At 39.8% G+C, this 14612-nt stretch carries 11 protein-coding genes and 3 pseudogenes; 11 read left to right on the top strand and 3 right to left on the bottom strand.

What is annotated here, in order from left to right:
• Positions 1-43 precede the first annotated feature (43 nt).
• The 4 genes and pseudogenes from E3C75_RS07535 (at position 44) to E3C75_RS07560 (ending at position 4228) form a co-directional block, all read left to right on the top strand.
• Positions 44-1081 carry an alcohol dehydrogenase catalytic domain-containing protein gene (locus E3C75_RS07535; RefSeq protein ID WP_111679592.1) on the top strand — a complete coding sequence of 346 codons (1038 nt, stop codon included), beginning with the start codon at positions 44-46 and terminating at the stop codon, positions 1079-1081.
• A gap of 256 nt (positions 1082-1337) precedes the next feature.
• Positions 1338-2204, top strand: a pseudogene (locus E3C75_RS11695) (alpha/beta hydrolase).
• Positions 2205-2665: 461 nt separating this feature from the next.
• Positions 2666-3037 carry a hypothetical protein gene (locus E3C75_RS07555; protein ID WP_011681097.1) on the top strand — a complete coding sequence of 124 codons (372 nt, stop codon included), beginning with the start codon at positions 2666-2668 and terminating at the stop codon, positions 3035-3037.
• 426 nt (positions 3038-3463) lie between these two features.
• A complete protein-coding gene (locus tag E3C75_RS07560) occupies positions 3464-4228 on the top strand; it encodes a nucleoside phosphorylase (RefSeq protein ID WP_111679593.1) in 765 nt (254 codons plus the stop codon).
• Positions 4229-4289: 61 nt separating this feature from the next.
• On the opposite strand, the gene E3C75_RS07565 is transcribed toward E3C75_RS07560, so the two are convergent.
• Positions 4290-4925 carry an HAD hydrolase-like protein gene (locus E3C75_RS07565; protein WP_011681099.1) on the bottom strand — a complete coding sequence of 212 codons (636 nt, stop codon included), beginning with the start codon at positions 4923-4925 and terminating at the stop codon, positions 4290-4292.
• Positions 4926-5125: 200 nt separating this feature from the next.
• Here E3C75_RS07565 and E3C75_RS11700 point away from each other — a divergent pair, with 200 nt between their 5' ends.
• Positions 5126-5344 carry an ABC transporter substrate-binding protein gene (locus E3C75_RS11700; protein WP_231907531.1) on the top strand — a complete coding sequence of 73 codons (219 nt, stop codon included), beginning with the start codon at positions 5126-5128 and terminating at the stop codon, positions 5342-5344.
• Between the two features lie 314 nt (positions 5345-5658).
• Here E3C75_RS11700 and E3C75_RS07575 read toward each other — a convergent pair.
• Positions 5659-6864, bottom strand: a pseudogene (locus tag E3C75_RS07575) (MATE family efflux transporter).
• 808 nt (positions 6865-7672) lie between these two features.
• Positions 7673-9331: an Rqc2 family fibronectin-binding protein gene (locus E3C75_RS07585; RefSeq protein ID WP_084828795.1), complete on the bottom strand. Its 1659-nt coding sequence runs from the start codon at positions 9329-9331 to the stop codon at positions 7673-7675.
• Positions 9332-9596: 265 nt separating this feature from the next.
• On the opposite strand from E3C75_RS07585, the pseudogene E3C75_RS07590 reads away from it, so the two are divergent.
• The 6 genes and pseudogenes from E3C75_RS07590 (at position 9597) to pyrE (ending at position 14595) form a co-directional block, all read left to right on the top strand.
• Positions 9597-10245: pseudogene (locus E3C75_RS07590) on the top strand (TraX family protein).
• A 133-nt stretch (positions 10246-10378) separates the two neighbouring features.
• Entirely contained in the window at positions 10379-10927 is a 549-nt protein-coding gene (locus E3C75_RS07595; RefSeq protein ID WP_084828797.1) for a DJ-1 family glyoxalase III, read from the top strand.
• A 270-nt stretch (positions 10928-11197) separates the two neighbouring features.
• Positions 11198-11971, top strand: a complete 774-nt coding sequence (locus E3C75_RS07605; protein WP_231907510.1) for a dihydroorotate dehydrogenase electron transfer subunit — start codon at positions 11198-11200, stop codon at positions 11969-11971.
• Between the two features lie 9 nt (positions 11972-11980).
• Positions 11981-12937 (top strand): dihydroorotate dehydrogenase, encoded by a 957-nt coding sequence (locus tag E3C75_RS07610; RefSeq protein ID WP_171815035.1) that lies wholly within the window; start codon positions 11981-11983, stop codon positions 12935-12937.
• A gap of 244 nt (positions 12938-13181) precedes the next feature.
• Positions 13182-13877, top strand: coding sequence for an orotidine-5'-phosphate decarboxylase (pyrF, locus tag E3C75_RS07615; protein WP_084828799.1), 696 nt, complete (start codon positions 13182-13184; stop codon positions 13875-13877).
• Positions 13878-13965: 88 nt separating this feature from the next.
• Complete coding sequence (pyrE, locus tag E3C75_RS07620; protein WP_011681117.1) at positions 13966-14595, top strand: orotate phosphoribosyltransferase; 630 nt, start codon at positions 13966-13968, stop codon at positions 14593-14595.
• Positions 14596-14612: the final 17 nt, after the last annotated feature.

Here is a 14612-nt window from a genome sequence, read left to right on the forward strand (position 1 = left end):
AAAAGTGTATACTAACTATAACTAAAGAAATAGAGGTAGATATATGAAATCAGCAGTTTATACCAAAGCTGGACAAGTGGGGCTGGCAGAAATTGATCGCCCGCAAATCGTGGCAGCAGATGATGCCATTATCAAGATAGTACGTACTTGCGTTTGTGGATCTGACATTTGGAGTTACCGTAATCCGGAAATGGAAGAGGGACATAGAAATAGTGGTCATGAGGCTATCGGAATTGTCGAAGAAGTTGGTGAGCAAGTTACTACGGTAAAACCAGGAGACTTTGTCATTGCACCTTTCACACATGGGTGTGGTCAGTGTGATGCTTGTCGAGCTGGTTTTGACGGCTCTTGTGATAACCACTCAGGTAATAACTGGTCTGAGGGCGTGCAGGCTGAGTATATCCGTTTCCACTTTGCCAACTGGGCCCTTGTCAAAATTCTTGGGCAACCCTCAGATTATAGCGAAGGCATGCTCAAGTCACTTTTGACACTTGCTGATGTTATGCCGACGGGTTACCATGCTGCGCGTGTGGCTAATGTACAAAAGGGTGATAAGGTTGTCGTTATCGGAGATGGGGCTGTTGGTCAATGTGCTGTCATTGCATCTAAGATGCGTGGAGCTTCTCAAATTGTCCTTATGAGCCGTCACGAAGATCATCAAAAGATGGCTTTGGAGTCAGGTGCGACTGCGGTTGTAGCTGAGCGTGGCGAAAAAGGCATTGACAAAGTCCGTGAAATCCTTGGGGGAGGAGCAGATGCAGCTCTCGAATGTGTCGGTACTGAAGCAGCAGTAGAACAAGCTCTTGGTGTCCTCCATAACGGTGGTCGTATGGGATTTGTCGGTGTGCCTCATTATAATAACCGTTCCCTTGGTTCGACCTTTGCCCAAAATATTTTAGTGGCGGGAGGGGTAGCCTCTGTCACAACCTATGATAAACAAGTTTTGTTAAAAGCTGTTCTTGATGGTGACATCAATCCAGGCCGAGTCTTTACGACAAGTTATAAATTGGAAGATATTAATCAGGCTTATAAAGATATGGATGAACGCAAGTCTATTAAATCTATGATTGTTTTAGATTAGTTAAGTTATACAAAAGTCTTGGTAATGCAAGAGAGCTGTGTTTCCAAGCCTTTTTATATGTTGCAAAGGAGACAAAAAATGATTACAGTCGAAAGGGCTAGTCACACAGACCTTTATGACCAGGTGAACGTGATTCCGTTTGAAGAGATGAATCGTTTCATTAAGGAAAACATGTAAGATGAATGAGTTCGTAATCAGTATTGCAAGTAAAAAAGTTATGACCATTTAGCTCTTACATAAAGCAAATCAGAAAGGTATATATGAAGAAAAAACTCTTATTTTCAGTCTTTTAGCAATACTTGGTCTTGTTTGTGTAGGTGTTTGGTATTTTATTTCCCAAAACCAAGCGCAGGCCGTAAAAGCAGAAGCAAGAAAAACATTTATTCAATCAAGCCGTCCAACCATCTTTTTCCATGGTTGGGAGAGCTCAAGCAGTCATGCGGAAAGACACATGGCTAATGCAGCTAAAAAATCTGGCGTGACCCAAACCATTATCGAAGCCAATGTGGCTGAAGATGGGACCGTTACTCTGAAAGGGACTATTCAAAAAGATGCGGTCAATCCGATTGTCCTAGTCAATTTTGACAATAATTGAGGGGCCAGCACTCAGGACCAGAGCAACTATGCCTATGCTGTCGTCAAAGCTCTCCAGGATACCTACGAAATCACTGAGATGAACATGGTTGGTCACTCCTACGGCAATATAGCTATCGTCTATTATATGCTCCAGCATGGCAGTGATACCAGTCTGCCTAAACTAGTCAAACAAGTGGATATCGCCGGTCACTTTAACGGGATTATCGGCATGGATGAACCGGAAGAAAACTCTCTAGATGGCGAAGGAAAACCAACTAGCATGACCGGGTCATATGAGGAGCTCTTGTCTCTTGGAGACAACTATCCTCAAGGACAAGTTGAAGTCCTCAACATCTATGGCAATACAGGTAAAGAGAGTGATGAGCGCGTGACCAATCTATCCAGTCAATCCCTAGCCTATCTGCTTAAAGGTCATGTCAAATCCTACCAAGAAAAGAAAATCACAGGTCTTAACGGCCAACACAGTAAACTCCATGAAACAACCTTGGTCGATAAGCCTCTAAATGCTTTCTTGTGGGGAAAATGAGTTGATAAGAATATAAAAAAATCTAGTAGAGGCTGTCTACTAGATTTTTTTAATACAATGATTGGGTTGGCAGAGAAGAGAAGTAAAAGAACGAATCCAATTTCATCTGACATTTCATGTAAAGAATGTTAAATAAAGATAAGATAATGTAATCGTTTACTTTTGTTTCTCATAATATTTACAGCCTTGTTTTTGATGGAGTTCAGAAAGATGAAGTCTAGTGATTATAACAAGGTCAGAGGAGTTATTGTCGAGAATTGTAATAAAGTGGGTCTGCATGGTAAGGTTACTATCACTAAATTATATTGGACAGCCTTAGAAATACCAACTTACCACGTAACTTATACCTATTCTGATAAAACTAACGATGACCAGAAAGTAGTATTAGAGAAAATACGGCTATTCATGAAGAAGGATCAAGTGACTCTTATGGCAATGTTCCAGAATATAAGGAATCGTTTTTGAAGCAGAAATCTGTCCAAAAGGTTGAGAAGAAAATTAAAAAACAATTGAAGAAACAAAAACTCGGTCTTCCTATTAGTTCATTTAGTTTTCTATCTAACTTCAGTCATGATGAAAAGGAGAAAAATCTGGATACCTTATCCTCAGACAATCTCAAAGAAGGTAAGAAGGACTTTGCAGGTTACTATCAAATTTCATACCAAACCTTGATTGATAAAGAGTTGATTGAGATGGTCATTTATATCGATGAAAAGATAACAGTCAAATCACAAGATATGAAAGATGCGGCTAAAAAGTTAGATGCTAGTGATCTTCCGAATGGTGAATATAATTTCTTTTATTCCAATACCAAGGGTGAGAATCAAGATTAAATCAGTTATTCTTTTAAAGTAAAAGATGGGAAAGTCGTTTTTTATGAGGATGAGAATCTAGTACTAGAAGATGATGATTAAAGGTGAGGAGATGAAGAAAAGTTATAAATTCTATTTATTTGTTATTATCAAGAATCTTCATTCTCACAATCCTTTTAAAAACTGGATAGGAGAGATTATTTCAGAGTATCGTGCATAGGTTCTTAACATCAGAAGATTTCGTGAGACAATAAAAGATGATTGAAATAATCTTTCTTGAATAGAACACAAATAAGACATGTTTCTGACTAAAACAGATTCATGTCTTTTTTAGGTGTTATGATTTAATCATCTATTTTTCTTGATTATAAGCTAATAGATTTTATGAAATCATATAATCAGTTTAAATTTTTGATATAATAATTCTTAAAACTTAGGAGGCAACAGATGATACATAAACATGAAATCCCAATTTTAGAGTTTGATGATAGTCCTCAGGCTGTGATTATGCCGACACATGAGGACTTAGATTTAGACTTGCCGGCTAGGTGTATTTACGCCTTTTTAGAAGAAGAGATTGAACGCTATGCGAACGCTGTTGAGGCTGATAAAGTTGGAGAGTTTGTCTCCGCGACCAAAACTTATCCCATATTTGTTATGACTTACAATGGGGAGGAGATTTGCTTGGCTCAAGCTCCAGTTGGATCAGCTGCAGCTGCACAATTTCTTGATTGGTTAATTGGTTATGGCGTAAAACAAATCATTTCAACTGGAACTTGTGGCGTTTTGGTAAACATGAAGGAAAATGTTTTTTTGATTCCTACTAGAGCGTTGAGGGATGAAGGAGCGAGTTACCACTATATTGCGCCATCCCGCTATATAGACATGAATAAACAAGCTCTGGAAGCTATTGAGAAAACTTTAAAACAAAAGAAAATCCCCTATGAAGAGGTCATGACCTGGTCAACAGATGGTTTTTATAGAGAAACACCAGATAAGGTTTCCTATCGTATTGAAGAGGGCTGTAGTGTTGTAGAGATGGAATGTTCTGCACTTGCAGCAGTTGCTCAACTTCGAGGAGCTATTTGGGGATTACTACTCTTTACGGCAGATTCCCTTGCAGATATTGACAATTACGATCAACGAGATTGGGGCTCAGAGGCTTTTGATAAGGCTTTAGAGCTTTGTCTGGATATCATTGTCCAGATGTAATCCTAATTCAATAGAAAAAAGAGCATGACTATATAATCGTGCTCTTTTTAGATGTAAGTTATTATTTCAAAATATCCCAAAGTTCTTGGGTAGTCTCAGCTACAAAATCTGGATTTTCAGCTAATAAGGTTTCGTTAGTCCCGAATCCCCAGGTAACCGCTATTGTTTTGATGCCAACTGTTTTTCCACCAATCAAATCAAACTTGGTATCACCAACAATGACAGAACTGTCCTTATTCGCATTATTTTCAGTGATAGCACGCTGCAAGACGTCAGCCTTGTGGAAAGCAGTAGGTGTGGCCCCATAGATACCGTCAAAAAACTCAGTGATGCCAAGGTACTCGCACATTTCCAGAGCGGTAGGCTCATTTTTGGAAGTCGTAATATAGATTTTCTTATTTGGATCGTGACTCAGCTTTTCTAGAACCTCTTTTATACCGTCGTAGAGGTGAGCTTCAAACTGTCCTTTGGTCTCATAATAGTCACGATAAATTTTGACAGCTTGGGCAGCACCTTCTTCGCTAATTTCTTCTTTGAATGTCACTTCTAGAGGTGGTCCCATAAAGGTTCGAATTTTTTGGTCGCTAGGAACAGGTAGGCCCAGTCTTTCAAAGGTTTGGACAAAACCATTGTGGATGCCCTCGGAACTATCTATAAGAGTACCATCAAGGTCGAAGAAAATGTGTGTAAATGTCATATGATTCTCCAATACAATGTTATTTGTTTATTATATCATGATAGGACAAAATGCAAAGTCAAACAATATAAGTCAGACTTTCAAAGAGAAGACGATTGTGCTTGATTTTGATAGGGTGGAGTTGAAAAAAAGCTTCCAAACATATCGTTATCCTCGACCACCTCTATGGTGAAATTTTAGACCCATTAGATATAACTCCTATAAGGGGTGAGACAACCGGTCAAACTGGAAGTCAAGATTTTTCAACCCTTTTTAAGAAACAATACAAGAATAAAAAAGTGATTTCAGTGGGTTGGCAGGAAAATCCAGATTTAGAAAAGATTGTTGAGTTAGAACCTGATTTAATCCTTATGACAGGAGAGCGAAAGGATCTTTATGAAGATTTGTCTGAGATTGCACCAACTGTTGGCTATTTATAGCAACACAAATGAAAAGCAGACATCTTTGACAAACGTGATGAAATGAAGAAAGATCTCGATAGAGTTGATGCTAAGGAGGCTGTTTTTGCGGAAAATGTCAAAGCTAAATTTAGCTTCCAAAAACTTATGTATTTGAGCGTGACTGTCAATGAAATCCGTTACTATACTTACGGGCATCTTGGTTACCTGTATGATATTTATAAGTTCAATCGTGCGAAACCTATAATCCAGATGATATGTTCCAACTTAAAAACTCACCTATCTGGAGTAAGCTTAAAGCTGTTCAAAATAATAAGGCTATCTATGCAGATTATTTAACTTATATGCTTGGATTTAGCATTGTGTCGCAAGAAATAATTATGAAACAAATAGCTGATGAATGGGGATTGAATTAAACTAAAAAGGGATCTAGCTGACAAACAAACGTCTGGTGTGTTTCTCAAAGAAAAATAGAGCTGAATAGTCATAGGAATCCAAAGCAATGGTTCACAATCAGACCTAGAAATAAGACCAGCCAAGAAGGGACTTATCATATAGAGTAGGACACAAGCAATAATGGACCAAATGATAAAGACAAGGCATGACTGTTTCGACCCTTCAACAATACGTTTAAACTGTTGGGCTCCGAAATTCTGTGAGGTGAAGGTCGTCACCCAGCAGCAAGGGAGGTAAGGGTAGAACCGCAAAGGACATAATTCGTCTTGCTGCCACCTGAGCACTAATGATGAGAGGGCAGAAGCCATTAATGGCGTACTGTAAGGTCACAGTTCCAATAGAAACAATGGAATTCATGAGGCCCATGGCCATTCCTTGTCCAAAAAGGTCCAGATAAAGGCTTGAATCAAGAACAAAGTCAGACTTATGTAGTAGGAGAAAGGTCACCTTTTTCTTAATATAGTAAAGACAGACCCTGTGAGATAATAGTCGCTAAGCCTGCTGATTGTACGCCAAGATGGAGCTATGTAATAAAAAAGTCTAAAATGATATTAACTAAGGCTGAAAAAATCAGGAAATAGAGAGCTGTGAGGCTATCCCCAACCGCCCTAAGAAGCCCTGCGCACAGATTATAACCCAAGCTTACCCCAACACAAGACACAATCATAGAAATATACTGGTAGGACTGTCTAATGATAGAACTAGGAGTTCCTAAAAAGTTAGCAAAGGATAAAGACCAAAATGCCCTAAAAACATAACTAAGACACTTAAGCCTAGACCAATAACAAGTGTGGCAGCTACAGATTGACGAAGCTTATCATATTTTTGCGCACCATAATAACGTGCAATAACAACCCCCATACCATTTTCCAACACCAAGGGCAAATCCCGATTACCAAATCAAAAATAGAAGAGGAAGCCCCAACAGCAGCCCAGGCATCAGGTCCTATAAATCGTCCCACAATCATGACATCAGCAGTATTGTAGAGCTGCTGGAAAATATTAGAAACTAGAGTAGGCAGAGCAAAGATTAAAAGAGACCTCAAAATTGGGCCTCGTAAAAGATCAACTGACGAATTTTTTATAGTACTATTATAACAAGAGAGTAACTGTGAAACAATAATAAAAAGTCACCCTAGGATGACTTTTTCATAGACTTTAGATAGCGGTTGAGCTTTTGTGACATATGGATATAACCGGCCGCAATCATTGGAAGCTGTAAGTAAATATAGGGAGGAGTGTACTGGCTCTTGGTCTCAGAAATGAGATGGAATAGAAGCCCTCCAAAAAATAGAATGAGGAAAGAAAATGTCAAAAAATTCAAGGTTCAATGAAGATTTTAGTTATATCATGTTGATTATAAGACTACTAACAGTCTTTTCTTTGCTCTTTGTAAAACTTATATACTTAGTAGCATTAGCTTATTATAAAGTTATAACAAACTTGTTCTCAGAAAAAGTTAGCCAGTCTCAAGCTCAAAAGTTTAAATATTGGATGCGATTTCTTCCTGTAGGCTGATTTGTAGATATTAACAGTATTGATGACAACAAACGTATCAAACATGCTTCTGTTACTTTATCATTTTTACCAATAGCACTTCTTGTGTATTTAATTACTGTTCCATTAACTTATGATGCTTCTTCAGACTCAATAATATGGGTGATTTCATTTATTTTTCTGTGTTTTACAATAGGTAGTGTAATTGGATTTTACAAAAATTTTAAGTTTACAAAAAATACTCAAGATTATCACAAGAATATGTATTGAATAATAAATATAAAATAAACTACTAATATAATGAAAAAAAGGAACCTACTAAGTTCCTTTTTTATTACAATTAAACTAGCATTAACAACCACTAGGCATTACATAATGGTTGGTGGAATGTTCAATTTATTTCATTCGCATGCTGTCAATTTTTTCTTCAGTTGGTGTGACACGTAAGGTTTTTTGTCCCGTATAAGTCACAAATCCAGGCTTACCTGCTGTTGGTTTGTTGAGTTTCTTAACATCAATCATATCTACTTGAACCAAGTTTGATAGACGAGCCTTAGAGTAGTAGGCAGCTAGTTCTGCCGCATCAGTCTTGACTTCATCGGTTGGGTTAAGATTGTCCTTGATGACCACGTGACTACCTGGAATATCCTTGGCGTGGAACCAGAGCTCACCTTTTTTAGCCATCTTGAAGGTCAACTCCTCGTTTTGTAGGTTATTACGACCAACCATGATAATGGTCTTGCCATCAGAAGCTAGATAACGTTCAGGTTTCTTGCGTTTCTGACGTTTGTCAGTTGAACGACGCCTCATAAAGCCAGCTTGTACAAGCTCCTCACGAATGTCTTCGATCTCATCCATTTTAGCTTGAGAAAGACTGAACTCGACACTTTCCAAATAGTTAATGGTTTGCTTGGTTTCTTCAATTAAACCAGTTAAGTGCTTAACAGCTTCCTTGAGTTTCTGGTATTTCTTGAAGTAACGCTGAGCATTCTGGTTAGGCGTTAGAGCCACATTTAGAGGAATGGTAATCTTTTCGCCAGTATAGTAGTTGTCTAGTTCTACACTATCCTTGTCATTTGGCACCATGCTCAGAAAGGTTGTTAAAAGTTCACCTTTTTGACGGAACTCCTCAGCATTTTCAGTAGCAGCAAGCTCTTTTTCTTGTTTAACAAGTTTCTTCTTGTTTTTTTCCAGTTCATTTTGCACACGATGGATCAAATCACTAGCCTGTTGAGCCACACGGTCACGCGCCGCCTTGTCCAAGTAGTAGTAGTCCAAAAGCTCTGACAAGGTCTCAAACTCAGGTTGGTCCTGACTATCTGAGAATCTTACAGCTGAAAATGCCTTAGTCGTAAGATTAGGTTCGACCTCGCGATTAAAGAAGTCACGAAAATTCTTGAGTTTATCAGTCTCTAATAAAGCTGATAATTCATTAGCCGTATCACGCCCCAACCCTTGGAAGAGTTTTTGAAGGTTTTTAGCTGACAAATCCTCCGTCTGTAAGAGTTCAAAGAGATTTTCGTCTGAAATATCGAAAGGATTTCTAGCATCTGTCTTTGGCGGAGCAATGTAGGTAGAGCCAGGCAAAATAGTTCGGTAACTATTTTGCGAGAAACCAACGTGCTTGATAGACTCTATGATTTTGTTCTCGTTCTTGTCAATAAGGATAATGTTGGAGTGTTTCCCCATGATTTCCATAACAAGAGTAACCTTAACACTGTCACCGATTTCGTTTTTGTTAGACACGGAAATCTCAAGAACACGGTCATTTTCCAGCTGCTGGATATCCTCAATAACAGCTCCCTGAAGGTATTTACGCATAATCATGGTATAGGTGTTTGGATTCTGAGGATTTGGCAACTCTGCCTTGGTTGTCTGGATACGCCCAAAGACAGGGTGAGCCGAAAGCAAAAGCTTGTAATTCTGACGATTGTTACGAATGGTCAACACCAATTCACGCTCAAAAGGCTGATTAACCTTCTGGATACGCCCGTAAAGCACCTGCTCACGTAACTCGGCCGTCATATGATGAAGAAAAAAGCCGTCAAAAGACATGATGCACTTCCTTTCTTGTTAGTGGTAATGGTTGTTATTTTAATTGTGATAATATATAAAATGCTTAACCATTATAGCATAAATCCGGTAGAAATGTTTGGGGAGGGTCGAGAGTCTAAACTGATTATTTTAATTTATTATAAATTATCATAAAAAATGGTATGACATAAGTAGCTAAAACATATCAAAATTCTTCAAATATTCTTTTGAATTATATTCTAGTTATGGTATCATTTAATACGCTTAAAATTTAAGGAGTATTATAATGAATAATATTAGAAAGCTATGTAATGCGACTAATTTGAAATACCTAGCTATTGTACTTATGTGTTTTGGATCACATCCATCAGATGTTTGAGGGTATGGGAGTGCCACTATGGTTAACTATGTTAGGGCGTTTGGTTTTTCCTATCTTCCTTTTTCTAGCAGCTGATAGTTTCCATTATACTCATGATCGATTGGCCTACCTCAGACGTCTCCTCTACATGAGTTGGTTCATGACCATTGGCAACGCCATCATTCTCTTGCCAATTCTTTCATCTATTCCAGTTGTAGTCCTGGCAGGTATAAATGAAATACCACATGCAAACCCACTTGTTGTGCAAATTGTTGCCTCTATCTTGTCACTTGTGCCAAGTATTATCATGGTTGAAGGTGGCTTTGTGATGGTTATTCTTGGTTTGCTATTCTATATTTTCCGTACCAATCGTATCGCACAAATTATCGTATTAGCTATTATATCAGTGATTACCCATCTCTTTGATCCGACAACTGTGCAGTGGATGATGATCTTCGCTGTGATTCCTATGTATTTCTACAACGGTGAGCGTGGTAGTGGCAATAAGAATTTCTTCTACATATTCTATCCAGCCCATATTTATCTCTTGTGGATCTTAGCAAGTTTTTTCAGATAAGAAGACAAAGGCAGTCCTCATACTGTCTTTTTTCGTGCTCAAAGTCCAATTTTTATAATTTGTTTCCTGCTTCTAAAACTGCTATAATTTAAGGAGTAATAGAATCTTGTGATAACTAAATTGGAGGTATATCATGACAAAAGTAGCAGTAGTATTTGCGGACGGATTTGAAGAAATCGAAGCCTTGAGCCCAGTGGATGTCTTCCGCCGAGCTGGATTTGACTGTAGCATGTTAGGACTTGAAAGTGCATCAGTGACAGGCTCTCATGGGATTCAAGTCACTATGGATGGCGTATTTGATGGTAATCTAAATGAATATGATTTGGTGGTTCTCCCTGGCGGCATGCCTGGCTCAACTAAACTACGTGATCACCAAGCCTTGATTGCCTCTCTTCAAGAAGTTGCTAAAGCTGGAAAATATGTTGCTGCTATCTGTGCTGCACCAATTGTTCTCGAACGTGCAGGCCTGCTTGAAGGGCGAAAATTTACTTGTTTCCCAGGTGTAGAGGAACAAATTGCATCTGGTGATCATCAAACTGACGTAGTGGTCGTGGATGACAATATTGTGACTAGCCGTGGTGCCGGAACAGCATTAGCGTTTGCTTATGCATTGGTTGATTTGTTGGGCGGTGATGGTCAGCAGTTGGCTCATACTATGGTCTACGACAGACTGTTTCAATAAGATTGATAATAGAGCATGTATCAAACAAATGGCCTAGTTGTAGGCTGGAGAGACCTTAGCTTAGTTTTAAGAGCTTTGGTTTTTTCTTTTCTGCTTTGACATCTCGCTTGAAAATGGTTATAATAATCACAAAATAACCTTTAAATGAGTCCAGAGAGGCTTAAAAGGTCGGACAGATTGAAACAGCAGGTTTCTCCTGTGATTTTTTGTGCGACCTTGCCGTATGGTGAGGTTTTTTTGATGACATTTTGCAGTATAGAAAGGGTTGTCATGATTTTAATTGAAGATTTAACCATTGTGAGTCAGCGTGAGATTGCACCTCGTATTTTTGAGATGGTGCTTAAGGGGGAGATGGTTGCGGATATGCAGCTTGGTCAGTTTATCCACCTCAAAGTGCCAGACCCAAGCAAGCTTCTTCGTCGTCCGATTTCCATCTCAGAGATTGACTACAATAAAAAAGAGGCAACCATTGTCTATCGTGTGGAGCGTGAGGGAACAGCTATCCTTTCAAAGATGGTAGCCGGTCAAACTATTGATACCATGGGCCCTCAAGGAAATGGTTTTGATATTTCTATTATTGAGGCTGGGCAGAAAGCTCTCCTTGTTGGTGGTGGTATTGGCGTGCCACCTTTGGTTGAGACGGCTAAGCAGTTGAAGGCTAAGGGAGTGGAAGTCGTATCAGTAATTGGTTTCGCCAATAAGAATGCCGTTATTTTGGAGGATAAACTCAGGGCTTGTGGTGATGTTTATGTGACGACTGACGACGGTTCATACGGTATCAAGGGTTACGTTTCAACAGTCATTGATAACTTCGACTGGACACCAGATGCCGTTTACAGTTGCGGAGCTCCAGGTATGCTCAAATATGTTGACAGCAAGTTTGAAAATCATCCTCACGCCTATGTTTCTATGGAAGCTCGTATGGCTTGTGGAATGGGGGCGTGCTATGCCTGTGTAGTTCACGTTAAAGGAGAAACGGATACTAAAAATCTTCGTGTTTGCGAGGAGGGACCAGTCTTTCCTACCGGAAAAGTCATCGTCTAGGAGGTAACCATGTCAGAGATGAAATCAGAAAATCGTTTAGCTATTAGTCTTCCAGGGATCGATTTGAAAAATCCCATTATCCCAGCTTCTGGTTGCTTTGGTTTTGGTCAAGAGTATGCCAAGTACTATGATTTGAACAAACTAGGGTCGATCATGATTAAGGCAACAACTGCCAACCCGCGTTTTGGGAATCCAACACCCCGTGTGGCAGAGACACCATCAGGTATGCTTAATGCCATTGGATTGCAAAATCCGGGTGTTGATGCTATCTTGTCTGAAAAACTCCCATGGTTACAGGAACATTATCCTGAGTTGCCAATCATTGCGAATGTGGCTGGATTTTCTAACGAAGAATATGCAGAAGTCTCTCACAAGATTTCCAAAGCTAGTAACGTCAAGGCAATCGAGCTTAACATCTCCTGTCCAAACGTGGACCATGGCAATAACGGTCTTCTCATAGGACAAGTACCAGAACTTGCCTATGCAGCCGTAAAAGCCAGTGTTTCTCACTCTGATGTGCCCGTCTATGTCAAACTGACACCAAGCGTGGCTGACATTACAAGTGTTGCCAAGGCAGTCGAAGATGCCGGTGCGACAGGTTTCACCATGATTAACACCTTGGTTGGTACACGCTATGATTTGGCGACTCGCAAACCAATCATTGCCAATGGTCAAGGTGGTATGTCAGGACCAGCTGTCTTCCCAGTAGCCCTTAAACTCATCCGCCAAGTCGCTCTTGCATCAGACCTTCCAATCATCGGTATGGGGGGCGTAGACAGTGCCGAAGCAACTATCGAAATGTTTATCGCTGGTGCCTCAGCCATCGGTGTCGGAACAGCAAACTTCGCAGATCCCTATGCCTGCCCTAAAATCATTGATCGTCTCCCTGAAGTCATGGACAAGTATGGCATCACAACTCTTGAGGACTTGCGTGAGGAAGTTCGAACAGACTTGTTGGGAAAATAATATAGTGCTAATAGGTATATTTGCCTAGGAAAAAGTATTTTCAAAGAACGTACTCATATTCCCTTTTGACAATCCCATATAAAAGCGCTATAATAGAACAAATTGAACTGAACCTTTAATCGAGTCCAGAGAGGCGAGAAAGGTGTACTGAGATGCTACGGCATCACTAAAGGGTAGGGACTGCCCTATTTTCGTGCAACCTTCGCTGACTGGCGGAGGTTTTTTGTGTGAAAGGATATAAGAAATGAGAGAAAATCGTCCTGTTATTGCCCTTGATTTCCCGACTCTTGAGGATGTGAAGGCTTTCCTTGCTAAGTTTCCTGCTGATGAAAAGCTCTATGTGAAGATTGGTATGGAGCTTTACTATGCGGCTGGTCCTGAGATTGTACGCTACGTTAAAGAGCTTGGCCATAGTGTTTTCCTTGACCTTAAGCTTCACGATATTCCAAATACTGTCAAATCAGCTATGCGTGTCTTGTCTAACCTTGGCATTGATATGACAAATGTGCATGCGGCTGGTGGTGTGGAGATGATGAAAGCTGCGCGTGAAGGCTTGGGAGATGGACCAATCTTGATTGCTGTAACCCAGTTGACCTCTACGTCTGAAGAGCAGATGCGTGATTTTCAAAATATCCAAACCACACTTCAAGAATCAGTGGTTCATTATGCTCAGAAAACTGCTGAAGCAGGTCTCGATGGTGTTGTCTGTTCAGCACACGAAGTAGCCAAAATCAAAGAAGCAACTAACCAAGACTTCGTTTGTTTGACACCTGGTATTCGTCCAGCAGGAGCAGCGGTTGGTGACCAAAAACGGGTCATGACACCTGCTGATGCTCATCAAATTGGTTCAGACTACATTGTTGTCGGTCGCCCAATTACGCAAGCTGAAGATCCAGTGGCAGCTTATCACGACATCAAGGCCCAATGGAACGATCAATAAATTTTCAAAAATACCTGATTTCTTAAGAAAAATAGAAAGAATTGGGTTATAATAAACTATAGAAAACGCTTTACGGAGGAACATAATTATGACATTAGCATCACAAATTGCTTCAGACTTGCTAGATATCAAAGCGGTTTACCTTAAACCTGAAGAGCCATTTACATGGGCATCAGGAATTAAATCACCAATCTACACTGATAACCGTATCACTTTATCTTATCCTGAAACACGTACGCTTATTGAAAATGGGTTCGTGAAAAAGATTAAAGAAGAGTTTCCGGAAGTAGAAGTAATTGCTGGTACTGCAACTGCGGGTATTCCTCACGGTGCGATCATTGCAGACAAAATGAACCTTCCATTTGCTTACATCCGTAGCAAGCCAAAAGATCACGGTGCTGGTAACCAGATCGAAGGCCGTGTGGTTAAAGGCGAAAAAATGGTTGTTGTTGAAGACTTGATTTCAACTGGTGGGTCAGTACTTGATGCTGTCGCTGCTGCAGAGCGTGAAGGGGCTGATGTTATTGGTGTTGTGGCTATCTTCACTTACGAATTGCCAAAAGCTGAGAAAAACTTCGCAGAAGCTGGTGTGAAATTGGTCACTCTTTCAAACTACACTGAGTTGATTAAGGTTGCTAAAGTTAAAGGTTACATCACTGCAGACGGACTTCAACTCTTGAAGAAATTCAAAGAAAACCAAGAAACTTGGCAAGACTAATTATTATGATTTAAGGC

This window comes from Streptococcus thermophilus (assembly GCF_010120595.1).
Taxonomy (GTDB): Bacteria; Bacillota; Bacilli; order Lactobacillales; family Streptococcaceae; genus Streptococcus; species Streptococcus thermophilus.